Origin of the sequence: Kitasatospora griseola (assembly GCF_014648555.1) — a bacterium.
Classification (GTDB): Bacteria; Actinomycetota; Actinomycetes; order Streptomycetales; family Streptomycetaceae; genus Kitasatospora; species Kitasatospora griseola.
In genome coordinates this window covers 30,240-48,317 of record NZ_BMRI01000015.1, presented here as the reverse complement: position 1 = coordinate 48,317, position 18,078 = coordinate 30,240, and the positions used below count along the sequence as shown (strand labels likewise).

Annotated in this window: 15 protein-coding genes, 1 other RNA gene and 1 pseudogene; 4 read left to right on the top strand and 13 right to left on the bottom strand. The window is 73.6% G+C overall.

Features of this window, described 5'->3' with window-relative positions:
- Nucleotides 1–88: 88 nt before the first annotated feature.
- The 7 genes from ssrA to ftsE form a co-directional block, all read right to left on the bottom strand.
- Nucleotides 89–467: a transfer-messenger RNA gene (ssrA, locus tag IEZ12_RS20275) on the bottom strand.
- 90 nt (nt 468–557) lie between these two features.
- Entirely contained in the window at nt 558–1,844 is a 1,287-nt protein-coding gene (locus IEZ12_RS20270) for an alpha/beta hydrolase (protein WP_189273347.1), read from the bottom strand.
- A gap of 78 nt (nt 1,845–1,922) precedes the next feature.
- The gene (locus IEZ12_RS20265; protein WP_189273345.1) at nt 1,923–3,191 is read right to left on the bottom strand and encodes an alpha/beta hydrolase; all 1,269 of its coding nucleotides are present in this window, start codon (nt 3,189–3,191) and stop codon (nt 1,923–1,925) included.
- Between the two features lie 90 nt (nt 3,192–3,281).
- Complete coding sequence (gene smpB, locus IEZ12_RS20260; protein ID WP_043914198.1) at nt 3,282–3,758, bottom strand: SsrA-binding protein SmpB; 477 nt, start codon at nt 3,756–3,758, stop codon at nt 3,282–3,284.
- A gap of 44 nt (nt 3,759–3,802) precedes the next feature.
- On the bottom strand, nt 3,803–4,912 hold the full coding sequence (locus IEZ12_RS20255; RefSeq protein WP_189273344.1) for a S41 family peptidase: 1,110 nt from the start codon (nt 4,910–4,912) through the stop codon (nt 3,803–3,805).
- Between the two features lie 43 nt (nt 4,913–4,955).
- Nucleotides 4,956–5,864, bottom strand: a complete 909-nt coding sequence (gene ftsX, locus IEZ12_RS20250) for a permease-like cell division protein FtsX (RefSeq protein ID WP_043914200.1) — start codon at nt 5,862–5,864, stop codon at nt 4,956–4,958.
- 11 nt (nt 5,865–5,875) lie between these two features.
- Nucleotides 5,876–6,565, bottom strand: coding sequence for a cell division ATP-binding protein FtsE (gene ftsE / locus IEZ12_RS20245; protein WP_033253741.1), 690 nt, complete (start codon nt 6,563–6,565; stop codon nt 5,876–5,878).
- Between the two features lie 261 nt (nt 6,566–6,826).
- Here ftsE and IEZ12_RS20240 point away from each other — a divergent pair, with 261 nt between their 5' ends.
- Nucleotides 6,827–7,015, top strand: a complete 189-nt coding sequence (locus IEZ12_RS20240) for a hypothetical protein (RefSeq protein ID WP_189273341.1) — start codon at nt 6,827–6,829, stop codon at nt 7,013–7,015.
- Between the two features lie 96 nt (nt 7,016–7,111).
- On the opposite strand, the gene prfB is transcribed toward IEZ12_RS20240, so the two are convergent.
- The 3 genes from prfB to IEZ12_RS20225 all read right to left on the bottom strand — a co-directional run bounded on the left by prfB (nt 7,112) and on the right by IEZ12_RS20225 (nt 11,467).
- Nucleotides 7,112–8,215, bottom strand: coding sequence for a peptide chain release factor 2 (gene prfB / locus IEZ12_RS20235; RefSeq protein WP_043916412.1), 1,104 nt, complete (start codon nt 8,213–8,215; stop codon nt 7,112–7,114).
- A gap of 35 nt (nt 8,216–8,250) precedes the next feature.
- The gene (locus IEZ12_RS20230) at nt 8,251–9,501 is read right to left on the bottom strand and encodes a serine/threonine-protein kinase (protein ID WP_189273339.1); all 1,251 of its coding nucleotides are present in this window, start codon (nt 9,499–9,501) and stop codon (nt 8,251–8,253) included.
- A 130-nt stretch (nt 9,502–9,631) separates the two neighbouring features.
- Nucleotides 9,632–11,467, bottom strand: a complete 1,836-nt coding sequence (locus tag IEZ12_RS20225) for a serine/threonine-protein kinase (RefSeq protein WP_189273338.1) — start codon at nt 11,465–11,467, stop codon at nt 9,632–9,634.
- Between the two features lie 342 nt (nt 11,468–11,809).
- Between IEZ12_RS20225 and IEZ12_RS20220 the strand changes: the two genes are divergently transcribed.
- Entirely contained in the window at nt 11,810–14,515 is a 2,706-nt protein-coding gene (locus IEZ12_RS20220; protein ID WP_189273508.1) for an FtsK/SpoIIIE domain-containing protein, read from the top strand.
- Between the two features lie 27 nt (nt 14,516–14,542).
- Here the strand turns inward: IEZ12_RS20220 and IEZ12_RS20215 are convergent, their stop codons facing one another.
- Nucleotides 14,543–15,076, bottom strand: coding sequence for a M15 family metallopeptidase (locus tag IEZ12_RS20215; protein WP_189273336.1), 534 nt, complete (start codon nt 15,074–15,076; stop codon nt 14,543–14,545).
- Between the two features lie 142 nt (nt 15,077–15,218).
- Here IEZ12_RS20215 and IEZ12_RS20210 point away from each other — a divergent pair, with 142 nt between their 5' ends.
- Together IEZ12_RS20210 and IEZ12_RS20205 are read left to right on the top strand one after the other, a co-directional pair.
- Nucleotides 15,219–15,881 (top strand): response regulator transcription factor, encoded by a 663-nt coding sequence (locus IEZ12_RS20210; protein WP_189273504.1) that lies wholly within the window; start codon nt 15,219–15,221, stop codon nt 15,879–15,881.
- Nucleotides 15,878–17,014 (top strand): sensor histidine kinase, encoded by a 1,137-nt coding sequence (locus IEZ12_RS20205; RefSeq protein WP_229847720.1) that lies wholly within the window; start codon nt 15,878–15,880, stop codon nt 17,012–17,014. Before IEZ12_RS20210 ends, IEZ12_RS20205 begins: the two co-directional genes overlap by 4 nt.
- On the opposite strand, the gene IEZ12_RS20200 is transcribed toward IEZ12_RS20205, so the two are convergent.
- Together IEZ12_RS20200 and IEZ12_RS38770 are read right to left on the bottom strand one after the other, a co-directional pair.
- Nucleotides 16,965–17,498: an SMI1/KNR4 family protein gene (locus tag IEZ12_RS20200; protein WP_189273334.1), complete on the bottom strand. Its 534-nt coding sequence runs from the start codon at nt 17,496–17,498 to the stop codon at nt 16,965–16,967. The two genes, IEZ12_RS20205 and IEZ12_RS20200, sit on opposite strands and share 50 nt — an antisense overlap.
- Nucleotides 17,499–17,565: 67 nt before the next feature.
- A pseudogene (locus IEZ12_RS38770) lies at nt 17,566–18,078 on the bottom strand (NAD-glutamate dehydrogenase domain-containing protein); the annotation flags it as partial.

The following is an 18,078-nucleotide window of genomic DNA, read 5'->3' as shown; positions in this document are numbered from 1 at the left end:
CGTGCGGGCGGCCCGGGCCGGACCGCACGTTCCGGAACGCACGAGAGCCGCCCTCCGGGCGGAGGACGGCTCTGCGATGCACATGGGGTGGTGGAGATGCCGGGAATCGAACCCGGGTCCAGTGGAGCGGATTCAGGACTTCTCCGAGCGCAGTCCGCTGTGAGTTTCTCGGCCCTGGCGGTCACGCGGACAAGCCGCCAACAGGCCCAGCCACTGTTTGGTTTCCCCGCCACCCCCGCGGCCGGGGTGGAAGGTTGAGTTCCCTAGATTATGCCAGGATCCGGGTCGGGAACGCCCCGGGCTGACACCCATTCACTTTCGCTGATCAGGCAGCGAGAGCGAACTGCTGGGAATCGCGCTTAGAGTTGGCGATTATTTTTTTGCGACAGATGGTTAACGAGATCATTGCCGCGTTCCTCGGCTCGCTTCTCCTGTTTCGACTACCACTGTCGAAACCGATCATCCCCATGTTGATTTGACAAACAGCACCGGCGGGACGAGCCCTCCGGGTGATGCGCTGCCATAGTACTCGGGCAGCGCGTCAAGGGTCCAGCGCATTAACCGGCGGCGGCCGGCGGGTTCTTCCCGACCGTCCCCGGGGTGCTCAACTGCTGGGCCAGCCACGGCAGCTGGCGTTCGAACGCGCCCGCGGCGAACTGCCAGGCGTGGCGTCCGGGCTCGACGCTCAGGTGGGTGGCCAGCCCGGCCTTCCCGGCCGCCGCCTCCAGCTGCTTGGCGTGCGCGAGCTGCCCGCTCTCCTGGTCGCCGACGTCGAACATCCCGGTCACGCCCCGGTACTTGCCGCGGTGCGCGGCCAGCACGGTCTGCGGGTCGTAGGCGGCCCAGGCGGCGGCGTCGCCGCCGTACAGCTTCGCGATGGTCTGCTGCTTGTCGCCGATGTACGGGCCGAGGTCGCCGGAGATGTCGAGGAAGTGGCCGAACACCTCGGGGTGCGCGGCGGTCAGGGTGATCGCGCAGGTGCCGCCCATCGACCAGCCGGCCATCGCCCACTTCTTCGGGTCGGCGGACGCGTTGAAGGTCTTCTCGACGTACTTCGGCAGGTCCTTGACCAGGTGGTCGGCGGCGTTCCCGGCGGGGCCGTCCACGCACTCGGTGTCGACCTTGAAGCCGCCGGTGGCGTCCGCGAACACCAGCACCGGGGAGAAGCCGTTGTGCTTGGCCGCGTACCGGTCGGCGGTCTTCACCGCGTTGCCGGCCCGCACCCAGTTGTCGGGGGCGGCGAACTCGCCGCCGACCATCTCCACCACCGGCAGCTTGGGCCGCACCTTGCTGCGGAACCAGGCCGGCGGCAGGTACACCAGCTCCTGCCGGTGCGCGAAGCCGCTCGGGTCGGCGGGGACGTCCACCGCGACCACCCGGCCGGTGCCGGTGCGGCCGGTGGTGTGCAGGGCCTGGTCCAGGCTCATCTGGTCGGGCACCGGGGAGCCGGAGAGCTCGCCGACCGCGTCGCCCAGCGTCGGGTAGTAGCCGGTCTCCGCGTTCAGCGTGTTCGCGCCGGCCAGCACCGCCAGCAGCACCGCGACGGGCGCCGCCGCCCAGTGCCACCAGCGGGCCCCGCGGCGGCCCAGCGCCACGGCCAGGACGGCCAGCAGCGCCACGCCCAGCCAGATCCACAGCGCGGTCGGCAGCGGGTCGGTGATCCCGGACAGTTCCAGCACCCCGACCGCCAGCAGCGCCGCCGTGCCGGCCGCCGCGGCGACCGCCACCGGCAGCCGCCGCTGCCACCAGGCGCGCCCACGGCGGCCGATCACGGCCAGCAGCGCGGCGACGGCGAGCGCCCGCACCGTCCACGGGAACCAGCCGTCCAGAAGCGAGATGTCCACCCCGGGATGGTAGGCGTCCGGGCGGCCCCGGTGCGGACCGCCCGGCGGACGGTGACGAAGCTGCGACAGTGCCGCCGGTCAGCCGGTGACGCCCGGCAGGCCGAATTCCTTGGCCAGCCAGGGCAGCGACTCCTTGAAGGCCAGCGAGCCGAGCTGCCAGTCGTGCTTGCCGGGGCGGACCCGCACCTCGGTGGCCAGGCCGGCGGTCTTCGCGGCCTTGTCGAGGTTCTGCGCGGCGGTGAGGTGCTTCTCGGTCTCCTGGTCGCCGACCACGAACAGACCGCTGGAGTTCTGGTAGACGCCCTTCTTGGCCTTGCCGAGCACCGTCGCCGGGTCGTGCGCCTCCCAGGCGGCCGCGTCGCCGCCGTACAGCTGGGCGATGGTGACCTGCTTGCTGCCGACGTTGGGGCCGTCGTCGCCGGAGATGTCGACGAACCGGCCGAACACGTCGGGGTGGACCACGGCCAGGTCGACGGCGCAGGTGCCGCCCATCGACCAGCCGATCACGCCCCAGGAACGCGGCCCGGTGGCGGTGTCGAAGGTCTTCTCCATGTACTGCGGGATGTCCTTGACCAGGTGGTCCTCGGCCTTGCCGTGGGCGCCGTTGACGCACTCGGTGTCGGTCTTGAAGCTTCCGGTGGCGTCGACCATCACCAGGATCGGGGCGAAGCCGTTGTGCGCGGCGGCGAACTCGTCGGCGGTCTTGATCGCCTCGCCGGCCCGGATCCAGTTGTCGGGGGCGGCGTACTGGCCGCCGATCATCTCCAGCACGGGCAGCTTGGGCCGCACCTTGCTGCGGAACCAGGCCGGCGGCAGGTAGACCAGCTCGCGGCGGTGCTTGAAGCCGCTCGGCTCGGCGGGGATGTCGACCTGGACGACCCGGCCCTCGGTCGCCTTGCCGACGGTGTTGCGGGCCTCGTCCAGGCTCATCTGCTGGGGCACCGGGGCGCCCGACAGGTCGCCCACGGCGGCGTCCACGCTCGGGTAGTACCCGGTGGAGATGTTCAGCGAGTTGGCGGCGCACAGCAGCGACAGCCCGGCCGCCACCGGCACCGCGGCCAGGTTCCACCAGCTGGAGTTGCGCAGGCCCGCCGCCAGGCCGCCGAGCCCGAGCAGGGCGCAGCACAGCCAGAACCACAGGCCGAACGGCAGCGGGTCGTCGACGCCGCCGACCAGGGCGACCAGCAGCGCGGTCAGCGCCGTCAGGCCGATCGAGCCGCCGACCACCCAGGGCAGTCTGCGGCGCAGCCAGAACGGGCTGATGCGGGCCAGCGCCGCCGCGACCGCCACCAGGGCCAGTATCCGCAAGGTCCAGGGCAGCCAGCCGCTGAGCAGTGAGATCTCCACGCACAGATCGTACGGTCGCGCCAACTGTCCGCGTACAACCGGGAGGTACTGTTTACCTGACTCCGGTTCAGCCGTTCCCCGGCGGCGGGGTCAGCCCTGCCGCCGGCGGGCCGCGGCCACCGCGCGGTCGGACTCGCGGCGGTCCTGGCGCTCGCGCAGGGTCTGCCGCTTGTCGTAGAGCTTCTTGCCGACGGCGAGGGCGATTTCGAGCTTGGCGCGGCCGTCCTTGAAGTACAGGGACAGCGGGACCAGCGTGTGGCCGGTGTCCTTGGCCTTGGACTCGAGCTTGCGGATCTCCATCTTGTGCAGCAGCAGCTTCCGCTTGCGGCGGGCCGAGTGGTTGGTCCAGGTGCCCTGGGTGTACTCGGGGATGAAGACGTTGTCGATCCAGGCCTCGCCGCCCTGGATGTACGCGTAGCCGTCGACCAGGTTGGCCCGGCCCTCGCGGAGCGACTTGACCTCGGTTCCGGTGAGCACCATGCCGCACTCGTAGGTGTCGAGGATGGTGTACTCGTGCCGCGCCTTCTTGTTCTGCGCGACCAGCTTCTTGCCCGTTTCCTTTGCCATAGCTCCGTCATTCTCGCACCTCGGGGGCGGCCTCGGCAGCCCCTTTACGGCGCGCCGGTCGGACTCAGCCCCTCCAGCACCCTCAGCGCCAGGGCGTCCGTCCCGTCGTCGTCGCCGGCGGGGGCGGGAACGTCGGGCTGGACGCCGGTGCCGTCCGGGGAGCGGCCGGCCGGGGTCTGGTAGCGGCCGACGGTGAGTTCGACCACCGAACCGTCGGCGAGCCGGCTGGGCTGCTGGACGGTGCCCTTGCCGAAGGTGCGCCCGCCGACCAGGACGGCCCGGGAGCGGTCCTGCAGCGCGCCGGCCAGCAGTTCGGCGGCGCTCATGGTGCCGCCGTCGACCAGCACCACCAGCGGGACCGCGGTGTCGCCGCCCGGGGCGGCGGTCAGTTCGCGGCGCTCGCCGTGCGCCTGGTAGCTGGCCACCGGGCCGCCGTCGAGGAACGCCGAGGCGACGCCGACGGCCTCCTCGACCAGGCCGCCGGAGTTGCCGCGCAGGTCCAGCACCACGCCGCGGGCGCCGGCCGCGGCGGCGCGCACCTGGTCGGCCACGCCCTCGGTGAAGGCGTGCACGGCGATCCGGGCCACCCCGGGGCGGGGACGGTCGGACTCGACCTCGCGGGCGGCCAGTTCGGCCCGGGTCAGGCTGAGTTCGCGGACCGGCCCGTCGCCGCCCTGCACGCCGACCGCGACCGCGCTGCCGGCCGGGCCGCCGCGCAGCCGGGACACCACCTCGGTCACGGGCAGCCGGTCGGCCGGGACGCCGTCCACGCTGACCAGCTTCTCGCCGGCGGTGATCCCGGCCCGGGCGGCGGGCGAGCCGGGCAGCACCTCGGCCACCTCCGTGGGGCCGTCGGCGGCGCGGTCCAGGGACAGCCCGATGCCCGGGTAGCGGCCGCCGGTGAAGTCCCGGTACTGCTGCGGGCTGAGGTAGGCCGCCCACCGGTCGCCGCTGGCGCCGACCAGCTGCCGGGCCTCCTGCGGGCTCAGGTCCGCCCCGGACAGGTCGGCGCCGCGGGCCCCGTCGGACGACGACGGGGCCCGGGGCGAACCGATCGGCTCGCCCCAGGCCCCGGAAGCGGCTCCGGCGAACAGCACGGCGCCGAACACCAGGCCGAGGGTCATCCCCTGGCGTACACGCGGTCCTGACGGCATACCGGCGAGTGTAGGGCCACCCGCCGGGTCCGCCGACGGACCGTCAGACCTTCAGGTACTTGCGGAGGGTGAAGAACGCGGCGATGCCGGCCATCGCCATGCCGACCACCACCAGCAGCGGAATGACCGCCAACACCGAGGACAGGCCGATGAAGTTGATGAACAGCACCTTCTTCGCCAGCCACCCGTGGATGAAGAAGTGCCCGCCCACCAGCAGCAGCGAGGCCAGCCCCGCACCGAGCAGCGCCGCGAACGCGGCCTCCGCGATGAACGGCATCTGCACGTAGAAGTTGGACGCGCCGACCAGTCGCATGATGCCGGTCTCACGCCGTCGGCTGAACGCCGAGACGCGGACGGTGTTGACGATCAGCAGCAGCGCCACGCAGAGCATCAGCGCCATGATCACGAACGCCGCGGTCTGCAGGCCGCGCAGCAGGCCGAACAGGTTCTCCAGGATCTTGCGCTGGTCCTCGACCGACTTCACGCCGGGCTTGCCGGCGAAGGCGCTCTGGATCACGTCGTACTTGGTCGGGTCGCTGAGCTTGACCCGCCAGGACGCCGGCAGCGCGTCCGCACCGACCGCCGCGAGCAGCGGGTTGTCCGGGTTGGACTGCTTGAAGTGCTGGTACGCCTCCTGCGGGCTCTCGAAGGTGGAGCTCTGCACCAGCGGCGTCAGCTTGTCCAGATCGGCCTTGACCTGCTTGATCTGGTCGTCGGTGGCCGCTCCGGCCGCGCACTGGGGCGAGTTGTGGTCCGCCTTCGCGCAGAAGTAGATGCTGACCTCGACCTTGTCGTACCAGTAGTCCTTCATGGAGTTGACCTGGTCGCGGACCAACAGCGAGGCACCGGCGAGGGCGAGCGAGAGCGCGACGCTGACCACGACGGCGATCGTCATGGTCAGGTTGCGGCGGAGACCGACGCCGATCTCCGACAGAACGAACTGGGCGCGCATGCTTCTCTCTTCTAGCTCTGGTAGCCGTAGACGCCGCGGGCCTGGTCGCGAACCAGCAGGCCCTTGTCGAGCTCGATGACGCGCTTGCGCATCTGGTCGACGATCGCCTGGTCGTGAGTGGCCATCAGCACGGTGGTGCCGGTCCGGTTGATCCGGTCCAGCAGCTTCATGATGCCAACCGAGTTCTGCGGGTCGAGGTTGCCGGTCGGCTCGTCGGCGATCAGCAGCATCGGCCGGTTCACGAACGCGCGGGCGATCGCCACGCGCTGCTGCTCACCGCCGGACAGCTCGCCGGGCATCCGCTCCTCCTTGCCGCCGAGGCCGACCAGGTCGAGCACCTCGGGCACCACCTTGTTGATGGCGCTCTTCGGCTTGCCGATGACCTCCAGGGCGAACGCCACGTTCTGCCCCACGGTCTTGTTCGGCAGCAGGCGGAAGTCCTGGAAGACGGTGCCCAGTTGGCGCCGCATGTGCGGCACCTTCCAGTTGGAGAGCTTGCCCAGGTCCTTGCCGAGCACGTGCACCGCGCCGGTGGACGGGCGCTCCTCGCGCAGGCACAGGCGCAGGAACGTCGACTTGCCCGAACCGGACGAGCCGACCAGGAAGACGAACTCGCCCTTCTCGATCTCCAGCGAGACGTTGTCCAGGGCCGGACGGTTCTGCTTGGGATAGGTCTTGGAGACGTTGTCGAATCTGATCACGGCTGCATCACGGGGGCCATCCTAGGTGGATCGGAGCCAGTGACCTTACGCGACGTCCTCGCGTACCCGCAGTAACCGCACGGCTACCGATCGGGATTCCGTGTGCTTCGGTTCCGGTTCGGACCCGGAATTGCGAGCTACGTCACAGCCCGCCGACCCTTCCCCTCCGGGGGCCCAGGTGTCCGGAACCTGGCAGAGTGGTAGGAGAGTCGGAACCGAAGCCGCCTCCGGCACGTTGGCTCTGCAGCAAGGAGGACACGCATGACCTGCGACCAACTGGTGTGCGCCAACTGCAACGGCCGCGTCGTCGACGGCCGCTGCCCGGTGTGTCGCGCCAACCGCGCCCGGCTCCAGCAGGAGCAGCACGGGCCGTTCGCCACCCTCAACCCGACGGTGCTGCTGGCCGTCCTGTGCGCCGCGGTGCTCGCGCTGGCACTGCTGATGCGCTGACCCCCGGGACCGTTCGACGGGAAGGGCCCCACCGCCGAGGCGGTGGGGCCCTTCTTCATGCCGGTGACTACCGGCTTCGGCTCGCTACTGCCGGTTTCAGCTCTCGCGCTGCTTGCGCCAGCGGATGCCCGCTTCGATGAAGCCGTCGATGTCGCCGTCCAGCACGCCCTGCGGGTTGCCGACCTCGTGCTCGGTGCGCAGGTCCTTGACCATCTGGTACGGGTGCAGGACGTAGGAGCGCATCTGGTTGCCCCAGGAGCTTCCGCTGTCCTTGAGCGCGTCCATCGCGGCGCGCTCCTCCTGGCGGCGCCGCTCCAGCAGCTTGGCCTGGAGGACGTTCATCGCCGAGGCCTTGTTCTGGATCTGCGAGCGCTCGTTCTGGCAGGAGACCACCACACCGGTGGGGATGTGGGTGATGCGGACCGCGGAGTCGGTGGTGTTGACGCCCTGGCCGCCGGGGCCGGAGGCGCGGTACACGTCGATGCGCAGGTCGCCCTCGTCGATGTCGACGTGGTCGGACTGCTCGACGACGGGGAGCACCTCGACGCCGGCGAAGGAGGTCTGCCGGCGGCCCTGGTTGTCGAACGGGGAGATGCGCACCAGGCGGTGGGTGCCCTGCTCGACGGAGAGGGTGCCGTAGGCGTAGGGGGCCTTGACGGTGAAGGTCGCGGACTTGATGCCGGCCTCTTCGGCGTACGAGGTGTCGTAGACCTCGGTCGGGTAGCCGTGCCGCTCGGCCCAGCGCAGGTACATGCGCATCAGCTGCTCGGCGAAGTCGGCGGCGTCCACGCCGCCCGCCTCGGCACGGATGTTGACGAGGGCCTCACGGGCGTCGTACTCGCCGGAGAGCAGCGTGCGCACCTCCAGCTCCTCGACGGCCTTCTTGACGGCCTCCAGCTCGTTCTCGGCCTCGACGCGGGTGTCCGCGTCGTCCTCGGCCTCGGCGAGCTCGAACAGGACGCCCAGGTCTTCGACCCGGCCGCGCAGGGACTCCACCTTGCGCAGTTCGCCCTGCAGGAAGGAGAGGCGACTGGTGATCTTCTGCGCGTTCGCGACGTCGTCCCACAGGCTGGGGGCGGCTGCCTCCTCCTCCAGGGTCGCGATGTCGGCCCGGATCTTGTCCAGGTCGAGGACGGCCTCGATCGACGCCATGGTCGAATCGAGGTTCTTGAGCTCTTCGGAAGGATCGACGGCTGCCACGCCCACAAGGGTAATGGTTCGCCGGGGGGGCTCGGCTACAACCGGGGGTGCCAGGTGCCGGACAGGGCGCCCGCGGCGTGCGCGGGGGGCTCGGCGGCGAACGCCGTCCAGGCGGCGGCGGCCCCCGCGAGCAGCAGGATCACGGCGATCAGCACGGCCAGCGTGCGGCGACGGCGGATCTGCTGCGCCCGGGTGCGCCGGTGGGCGCCGGGCGCGGGCTGGGTGCGCTGGGCGCGGGACTCCTCCGCGTAGGAGGCGAGCTCCCCGGCGGACGGGCGGCGCAGGCTGGTGTGGGTGTCCCGGGTGGAGTCGGGGGTGGGCCCGGGCACCAGCGGGACGGCGGGGCCGCGCCGGCGGCGGTGGGTGCCGCGGCCGGAGTCCGCCTCGGCGTAGACGGCCTCGCCGGGGGTGGGCGCCTCCTCGGTGGCGGTCCGCTGGGCGGGCACCGCGAGCGGGCCGACGCCGGCCAGCTCGGGCAGCAGCAGGCGCAGCCGGGAGGCCAGCTCGGAGGCGCGCAGCCGGGAGGCGGGGGCCTTGGCCAGGCATTCGGAGATGATCCGCCACAGGCCGTCCGGCATCCCCTCGACCGGGGGGACGTTCTCGGTGACGTGCCGGCGCAGCACCGCGCCGGTGTGGCCGCCGCCGAACGGGGTGGTGCCGGTGAGCAGCTCGTACAGCACGGTGGCGAGGGCGTAGATGTCGACGGCGGCCCGCGGCTCCAGGCCCTCGATGATCTCGGGGGCGAGGTAGTCGGGGGTGCCGATGATCCGGGTGGCCCGGGTGCGGCGGGGGGCGTCGACCAGGCGGGCGATGCCGAAGTCGGTGAGCTTGGCCCGCGGGGCGCCGCCGGGTCCGGGCGGGGCGGCCAGGTCGAGCAGCACGTTCTCCGGCTTGACGTCGCGGTGCACGATGCCGGCGGCGTGCGCGGCGGCCAGGCCGTCGGCGACGTCGGCGATCACCGAGGCGGCGACCAGCGGGGCGAGCACGCCGTCGTGCTCCAGCCGGGTGCGCAGGTCGGTGCCCTGCACCAGGTCCATCACCAGGGCGAGGTCGCTGCCGTCCACCACCATGTCGTGCACCCCGACCACCCGCGGGTGGTCGAGGCAGGTCAGGGCGGTGCGTTCCTGGACGAAGCGGCCGACCAGGACCTGGTCGGCGGCCAGGTCCTCGCGCAGCAGCTTCACCGCCACCGGCCCGTCCGGGCCCTCGCCGAGCCACACCGTGCCGGCCGAGCCGCGGCCGATCACCTGGTGGACCGTGTACCGGCTGCCGATCTTGCGTGCCAATGCTGCTCCGTGGGCTCGTGAGGTCGGTGCTCGACGAACAACCTACGCGTCCGAGCGGCATCCGGGGGCCGTGGAGGGCCCCCGGAGGGGTTCCGATCCGGTGGAATTTCGCGGCATTGTCGACAAAGCGTCAATTCTGGTTGCCGGTCTGGCTGCCGACCCAGTCCCTCGCCGAGTCGAACCAGCCCACCACGTTGTCCCAGTAGTGCGGCAGCGGCGTGAAGTTCCACAGCGCCAGGCAGCCGAGCGCCAGCACCACCAGCACCAGCAGGCAGCCCTTCGCGCAGCCCAGGCCCGGGATCCACATCCGGTTGCGGCTGCGCCGGCGCGGCTCGCGCTCCCGCTCGCGGGACGGCTCCGGCTCCCGGTACGGCGGCTCCTGGCGGCGCGGCGGGGCCGGCTCGGCCCGGCGCTGCGGCGCCCCGTGGCCCTGCGGCCGGCCGTCGTAGCCGGGCGGCGGGCCGGCGGGCTGCTGCTGCGCCTGGTACGGCGGCGGCGCGACCGGCGGACGCCCGCCGCGGCCCTGCGGGTACTGGCCGCCCTGCCGGCCGCCGCCCTGCTGCGGGTACTGACCGCCCTGCTGCGGGTGCCGGCCGGGCTGCGGCTGGTACGGACCCTGCTGCGGGGCGTACCGGCCGCCGCCGGGCTGCTGCGGGTGCGGGGCCTGGTACGGCGGCGGGGCGACCGGCGGGCGCTGCCCGGGCGGCGGGTACTGGCCGGCCTGGTACGGGCGGGGTGCGACCTGCGGGTCGGCCAGGTCCTCCGGCTCGAAGTAGCCGATCCGGGTCTGCTCGTTGCGGTCCCGGGCGGCCTGCATCTGGGTCTGCCACGGGTGCGGCCCGTCCGGCTGCTGCTCGGGCGGCGCCGGCGGCACCGAGGGCATCACCGCGGTCCGGTCGGCGGGCGGCGCGGGCGGCTGCGGGCTCATCAGCTGGGTGCGGTCCTCGGCGCCCGGGACGGCCTGACGGTGCGTCATGACCTGGGTGGCGGCCGCCGGGTCGTACCCGTTGCCGCCGAGCCCGGGCTCGTGGGCGGGCGCCGGCGGAGCCAGCGCGGGGTCGGGCACCAGCAGCGCGCCGACCGAGAGGGCGGCGTCCACGGCGGCCGGGGAGGAGTGCACGCCGATGCCGGCCGCCACCACCCGCAGCGCCTCGGCCAGCGAGACGGCGGTCGGCCGCTCGGCCGGGTCCTTGCGCAGGCAGCGCTCGACCACCGTCCACAGCGGCTCGGGCATGGTGCGCGGGCGCTGCGGCTCCTGCGCGAGGTGGGCCTGCAGGATCGCCAGCGGGTTGTCGCCCTGGAACGGCGGGCGGCCGGTGACCAGTTCGTACAGCATGATGCCGGCGCCGTAGACGTCCACCGCGGCGGTCTGCGGGCGGCCGTCGGCGGACTCCGGGGCGACGTACGCGGGGGTGCCGACGAACTCGTGGGTGCGGGTGATGCCCGGGGAGTCGGCGAGGCGGGCGATGCCGAAGTCGGTGAGCATCGGGTACATCTGCTCGCCGCCGTCCACGGCCAGGGTGGCCAGCAGCACGTTGGCGGGCTTCAGGTCCCGGTGCACCACGCCGTCGGCGTGGCTGGCGGCCAGCGCGTCGGCGATCTGCGCCATCAGCAGCGCGCCGGCGATCGGCGACAGCGGGCCGGACTCGCGCAGGTAGCGGAACAGGTCGGGGCCGTCGATCAGGTCCATCACCAGGGCGAGCAGCTCGCCCTCGACCACCAGGTCGCGGGTGCGGACGATGTTGGGGTGGGTCAGCCGCAGCAGGACGGAGCGCTCGCGCAGGAAGCGCATCACCACGTCCGGGTCGGCGGCGAGCTCCTCGCGCAGCACCTTCACCGCGACCGCCTGGCCGGGCTGCAGGCCCGGCACGGCGACGTCCTCGCGCACCCGGCCGCGCCAGACCGTGCCGGTCGCTCCGCGTCCGAGGCTCTCCTCGAGCAAGTACTTGCTTCCGACAGGCCGCACCTGTGCACTCCGTTCGGTCACCCCGCGCCCGCTGCGGGGCCGCGTTCCGGCACTCCCCCGTTCCCGTGAACGGCGCCGGGGCCTCCGGTGAACCGCCCGCGCGCGAGGGCTCCCGGTTTTTCGGCAACTCTAACGGTGCCCGTGCGGGTTTCCGAGGTGTTGCCGAGGTCGGACGCGCACTGTCGGCCACCTGGGGTGTCCGGGCATCCTTGACCTGACTCGGCGTCGGATTCACCATGTCGATGATCGCAAGATCGTCAAATCCGGTACCGTGCGCGGACTGTCCGTCCCGAGTGGCAGGATGGCAGGCACCACACGTGTGCAGAAGGGACCCCGGGCGTGATGCAGATCCGGCTCACCGTCCTTCGACCGCGCAGCGGCCCGACCGGCCCCGGGAGCTCTGCCGACGTCCTGGTCACCGCACCGGCCGGCACCACGCTCGGCGCCGTCGCCACCGCGCTGGCCGGAGCGGTCGGCGTCCGCGGCCCGCGCTCCGCCACCCACGTCCACCTGTACGCCGGTGAGGAACGGCTGGACGAGCAGCTCCCGCTCGGCCACCCCCCGCTGGTCGACGGCGCCGTCCTCGCCCTCGGCGAACCCGACCCGGACACCGAGGACACCGCCGGCCGGCCCGCCGCCGAACTGCGCGTCGTCGGCGGCCCCGACGCCGGCGGCGTCCACCGCCTGCACGGCGAACGCATCCGGATCGGCCGCTCCACCGAAGCCGACGTGCCGCTCGACGACCCCGACGTGTCCCGGCTGCACCTCGCCCTGCACCTGACCGCCGACGGCCACGCCACCGTCCAGGACCTCGGCTCCACCAACGGCACCCTGCTGGACGAGCGCTACCTGCGCGAGGAGAGCGCCGACCTCGCGCCCGGCGCACTGCTGCGGATCGGCGAGTCCACCCTCCAGCTCGCCCACCCCGCCGACATAGCGGCCCGCACCGCCACCCCCGACGGCGAGGGCCGGCTCCGGCTCGCCCCCCGCCCCACCGCCCGCACCGCGCCCGCCCGCCCGGCCGGCCCCGCACCCGCCGCCGAACCCGCCGCCGAGACCGGCGAGCGCCGCGGCCGCTGGCTGCGCCGCACCCGCCCCGAGCCGCCCGCCGTCGACACCGACCGGCAGCACGCCACCGCCCGCCTGCGGCAGGCCGCCAACCAGCGCGAACGCTGGCCCGACCCGGCCGCCCTGCTGCTCGCCGCCCTCGGCGCCGGCCCCCGGCTGTGGGAACGCGGCCCCGACCACCCCGACGCGCTCACCCTGCGCCTCGGCACCGCCGACCTCCCCGGCGGCCCCGGCACCGCCCCCGGCACCCTGCTGCCCGCCGTCCCCGCCACCGTCGACCTGCAGACCGCCGGCAGCCTCGGCCTGGCCGGCCCGCGCCACCGCCTCACCGGCCTGGCCCGCGCCGCGCTCGCCCAACTCGCCGCGCTGCACCCGCCCAGCGGCCTCGCCCTGGTGGTGATCGCCCCCGAGCAGCACGCCGAGGACTGGGCCTGGGCCCAGTGGCTGCCCCACCTGCGGCCCGCCCACAACCAGGCCTGCCGACTGCTGTACGGCCTCGGCCCCGACCAGGCCGAGGCCCGGCTCACCGAACTCGCCTCCGCCACCGCCGCCGTCCCCGCCACCGTCGTCCTGATCGACGGCGACCCCGGCACCGAGGCCGGTCGGCGCGCCCTCGGCCTGCTGCTCCGACAGGGCCCCGCGGCCGGCGTGTTCGTCCTCTGCCTCGCCGAAGCCCCCGAGGACCTCCCCACCGGGCTCGGTGCGTTCGGCCTGATCACCGGCGAGGTCGCCACCCGCCTCACCCTCGACCGCCCGGTCGGCGGCGCCCGCGAACGCCTCACCGACATCGCCCTCGACGCGGTCTCCCCCGCCTGGGCCGAACGCCTCGCCCGCACCCTCGCCCCGCTGCGCGAGGCCGCCACCGACACCGAGGCCGCCCGCGGGCCGCTCCCCGAGGCGCTGCGCCTGCTCGACCTGCTGCGCTCCGAATCGCTCTCCCCCGCCCGGCTCGCCGAGAACTGGAACGCGCTGCCCGCCGGCGCGGGCGCCGCCGCCGCCCTGCTCGGCACCGCCCGCGGCCCGGCCGGCGAGGAGACCTGCGCCGTCGACCTCGCCGAGGACGGCGACCACCTGCTGATCGGCGGCGGCCCCGGCTCCGGCAAGTCCGAACTGCTGCGCAGCCTGGCCGCCTCGCTCGCCGTCTCCGAACGCCCCGGCCGGCTGTCGCTGCTGATGATCGACGGCGACCGCGCCGAGGACGGCGGCCTGGCCGGCTGCACCGACCTGCCGCACGTCACCGACCACGTCAACGCCGCCGAGGACCCGCGCGGCGCCCTCCTCGCCGCCGAACGCCTGCTCGACGAACTCGCCCACCGCGAAGCCCTGTTCGACGGCCTCAGCTTCACCGAGTGGCACACCCGGCAGATCTTCGACAAGACCCCCGCACTGGTCGGCGGCCCCGCCGACGACCCCGGCGACCGCCGCCGGGTGGTCGAACCCCGCCGCTCCCCCGACGCCCCGTCCGCCGACACCGCCCCCGCCCGCCTGGTCGTCGTCGTCGACGACCTCGACGCACTGCTCGGCCCCGCCTCCCCCGGCGGCCGGCCGCTCGCCCGTGCCCTGGCCGCCGCCGCCACCCGCGGCGCCCGCCTCGGCGTGCACGTGGTCGCCGCGACCGGCTCGCCCGGGGCCACCGTCGGCACCGAACTCGACGACGCCGCACAGCTGCGGATCGCCCTGCGCACCGACCAGCCCGGCGACTCCGACCTCCTGATCGACCTGCCCGACGCCGCCGCCCTCCCCGGCACCACCCCCGGCCGCGGCTACCTGCGCCGCCCCGACGGCGCCGTCACCGCCTTCCAGGGCGCCCGGGTCAGCGGCCGCATCCCGCGCACCGCGACGCTCCGGCCCACCGTCGTCGCCCAGCGCCTGGAGGACCACGGCGCCGCCCCGTCCCCCCGCCCCGTCCGCGAACTCGGCAACGGCCCCACCGACCTCGCCCTGCTCGCCTCCGCCCTGCGCCGCGCCACCGAGAGCTGACCTCTTGGGGCTTCCGGACGGCGCCGCTCAGCCGGCGGCGTCCGGAAGCTGCGCCGGGCAACGGCCGCCCGGCGTCGTCAGCAGCTCGAAGTGCCACATCTCGTTGGCGTACACCTGGCACAGCCCGTACCTGGCGCCCTTCCGGTTCAGCCAGTCGTCGGCGTCGGTCGGCCCGACGTCCACCGCCTTGCCGGACACGTGCGAGGACTTCTCCGGCGTGTTCACGAACCGCCGTGCCAGCTCCAGGCTGCCGTGCTTCGCCACCGCGGCGTCCAGCAGCCGTTGCTGATAGCTCCGGCTGCGCCACCCCGAGGTGACCCGCAGCTCGATCCCCTGCGCCTTCGCGTCCGTGGCCGCCGCCCGCAACGCGGCCAGCAGCGCCGGATCGAGCCTGCTCACCGCCGCCGAACCGTCGTCGAACGGACTGGCCGAGACACCAGCGGCCAGCTCGCCGTCGGCGGCCCGCACCTGCTCCGATCCCCCCACGGCGAACGCCGCCACCGCTCCGAGCACCGCCACCGTCCCCGCCGCGGTGATCGTCCGCCGTGTGGTCTTCCGCATATCCGCCTCCTGCTCCGTGCGCTGTTTCCGGGCTCCATTGCAGGGCGGGCGGTGTTGCGAGGGCGTCTGCGTTTCTGCATACGTTTTCGAGATGCGGGGTCGGGTTCAATGGATGTTCGATCGTCGAGGAGCGGAGCTGTGCGTGCGGGTGCTGGTGGTGGAGGACGAGGTGTACCTCGCCGAGGCGGTGCAGGCAGGGTTGCGGCTGGCGGCGATCGCGTGCGACGTGGCGGAGGACGGTGAGGCCGCGTGGGAGCGGCTGGGGGTGCACCGCTACGACGTGGTGGTGCTGGACCGGGACCTGCCGGGGATGTCGGGCGACGAGGTGTGCCGGCGGATCGTCGCGGCGGAACTGGGCTGCCGGGTGCTGATGCTGACGGCGGCGGCGCGGTTGGACCAGAAGGTGGCGGGGTTCGAGCTGGGCGCGGACGACTACCTGACCAAGCCGTTCGATCTGGCCGAACTGGTGGTGCGGCTGCGGTCGTTGGCCCGTCGGCCGGAGCAGTCCGCGCCGCCGGTGCTGGAGTTCGCGGGGCTGCGGGTGGATCCGTTCCGGCGCGAGGTGTTCCGGGACGGGCGGTACGTCGCGCTGGCGCGCAAGCAGTTCGCGGTGCTGGAGGTATTGATGGCGGCGCGCGGCGGGGTGGTGAGCGCGGAGGACCTGCTGGAGCGTGCCTGGGACGAGCACGCGGACCCGTTCACGAACGCGGTGCGGATCACCATCTCGGGTCTGCGCAAGCGTCTCGGTGAGCCGTGGGTGATCCACACCGTGCCGGGCGTCGGCTACCGCCTGGACGCGGTGTGAGCCGCCCGCGCCGGTTGACCGCCCGGCTGCGGCTGACGTTGAGCTACACGCTGTTCACCGTGACCACCGGCGTGCTGTGCCTGGGCGTGGTGTACGTCGGCATGAAGTACGTCCCCAACTACCCGTTGACGTCGGCGAATCCGCGCTACCGCTCGGACGCCCCGTCGCGGCAGGAGATCCTGGACTCGCTGCTGACCGCCTCGGGGTACGCGCTGACGCTGCTGACGGCAGTGGGGATGGCGGGCGGCTGGCTGGTGGCGGGGCGGGTGCTGCGGCCGTTGCAGGAGGTGACGGCGGCGGCCCGGCGGGCGTCCGGCGGGGATCTGGGGCACCGGATCGCGCTGGCGGGGCCGAGGGACGAGTTCACCGAACTCGCGGACGCCTTCGACGAGATGCTGGCCCGGTTGGAGCGCTCGTTCGAGGCGCAGCAGCGTTTCGCGGCGAACGCCTCGCACGAGCTGCGCACGCCGTTGGCGATCAACCGGACGATGCTGCAGGTGGCGGCGGCCGACCCGGCGGGGCAGAACTGGCCGCGGCTGGTGGAGCGGCTGCTGGACACCAACCGGCGCGGCATCGAGGTCACCGAGGCGCTGCTGCAGCTCGCCGAACTCTCGCACGGCGCGCCGGAGTCGGCGCCGCTGGAGTTGTCCGCGCCGGTCCGCGAGGCGCTGGCGGCGGTGGCCGCCGAGGCCGCCGAGCTGGGTGTCGCCATCGACGCGGAGCTGTCCGCCGCTCCGGCCGTCGGCAACGAGGTGCTGCTGCGGCAGGCGGCGGTGAACCTGCTGCAGAACGCCGTCCGGCACAATCTGTCGGCCGGCGGCCGGGTGGAGCTGGCCACCGGGCCGGACCCGGAGCATCCGGGCCGGGTCCGGCTGACGGTGCGCAACTCCGGCCCGGTGCTGGAGGGTTCGCTGGTCGCCACGCTCACCGAGCCGTTCCTGCGCGGCGGCGGCCGGACGGCGCAGCGCGGTCCGGTGCGGCGCGGACACGGCCTGGGGCTGGCGATCGTCGCGGCGGTGACGGAGGCGCACGGCGGGCGGCTGCGGCTGGCGGGCAACCCGGACGGGGGGCTGACGGCGGTGCTCAGTCTGCCCGGTACGGCCGGTAGTGGGGCTGCGGGCGCGGCCAGGTGAGGTCGAGGAACAGCGGGTAGTCCCGGCGTTCCAGGCAGCGCAGCAGGAACTCGGGGAAGGCGCCGCGGGTGGCGTACCACTGGCCGGTGTCGCTGACCACGGCGATCGGCCAGCGGTCCGGGTCGGGGCCCTGGGCGAGGAAGAACCAGGCGCCGCCGTACTTGTCGACTCCCCAGCCGATCAGCCCGCCGGGCTCGGGGTGGTACGGGAACGGGTCGATGTCGTGGTTGCGTGTCTGGCCGGGCTGCGAGCCGTACCACACCCCCCACAGCCCGCGGGCCTCCTCCGAGCTGCCGTCGACCGGTCCGACGACGCTGAGGAAGTCGTCCAGGGTGCCGGCGCCCCAGCGGTCCACGAAGGTCTTGTAGCCGGTCGGCAGCCGGACCCCGAGGTACGTCTCGGCGGCGTCCCAACTGCCGTGCGCGGCCTGCCGGTCGGGCTCGCCGAGCAGTTCCGTGAGCCGGTCGAACACGGGATCGGTCATGCCCGCCATTGTGCCGGAAACGCCCGAAGGGGCCCCGGGCGCAGTGCCCGGGGCCCCTTCGGTGCGGTCAGCGACCGGCGCGCAGCAGGGTGCGGATGACCCGCATGGCGACCGAGAGGCTGGACAGCTCGTAGTTGTCCGAACCCCTTATGTCGTCGAGGGTGGTGCGGGCCCGGCTGAGCAGGTTGCCGTTGAGGTCGGCCCACTCGGTGTAGCGCTCCTCGGGGCTGGCCCCGGCGGGGCGGACGGCCAGCACGTCCGCGGTGAGGGCGGCGTGCGCGGCGTACAGGTCCTCGCGGATCGCGGCGCGGGCCATCGAGGACCACCGGTCGGTGCGCGGCAGTTCGATGATCCGGTCGAGCAGGTGGCTGATCTCCAGGCGGTCGCCGAGGTCGTAGTACAGCTCGGCGACGTCCATCACGTCGGCGTCCGAGCGGTCCGCGACACCGACGATGTCCAGCGTCGGGAACGCGGAGGACAGCCCGGCCATCCGGCCGGCCAGCTCGTCGGGGACGCCGGCCGAGGACAGCTTCTGGTACACCGACTCGTACCAGGCGAGGTCCTCGCCGCGCAGCGGCTT

What these genes read in the sequence shown, in the direction of transcription:
- smpB (WP_043914198.1), bottom strand. Translation starts at nt 3,758, where the DNA reads ATGGCAAAGGAAACGGGCAAGAAGCTGGTCGCGCAGAACAAGAAGGCG.
- IEZ12_RS20255 (WP_189273344.1), bottom strand. Translation starts at nt 4,912, where the DNA reads ATGCCGTCAGGACCGCGTGTACGCCAGGGGATGACCCTCGGCCTGGTG.
- ftsX (WP_043914200.1), bottom strand. Translation starts at nt 5,864, where the DNA reads ATGCGCGCCCAGTTCGTTCTGTCGGAGATCGGCGTCGGTCTCCGCCGC.
- IEZ12_RS20240 (WP_189273341.1), top strand. Translation starts at nt 6,827, where the DNA reads ATGACCTGCGACCAACTGGTGTGCGCCAACTGCAACGGCCGCGTCGTC.
- IEZ12_RS20220 (WP_189273508.1), top strand. Translation starts at nt 11,810, where the DNA reads ATGCAGATCCGGCTCACCGTCCTTCGACCGCGCAGCGGCCCGACCGGC.
- IEZ12_RS20215 (WP_189273336.1), bottom strand. Translation starts at nt 15,076, where the DNA reads ATGCGGAAGACCACACGGCGGACGATCACCGCGGCGGGGACGGTGGCG.
- IEZ12_RS20200 (WP_189273334.1), bottom strand. Translation starts at nt 17,498, where the DNA reads ATGACCGATCCCGTGTTCGACCGGCTCACGGAACTGCTCGGCGAGCCC.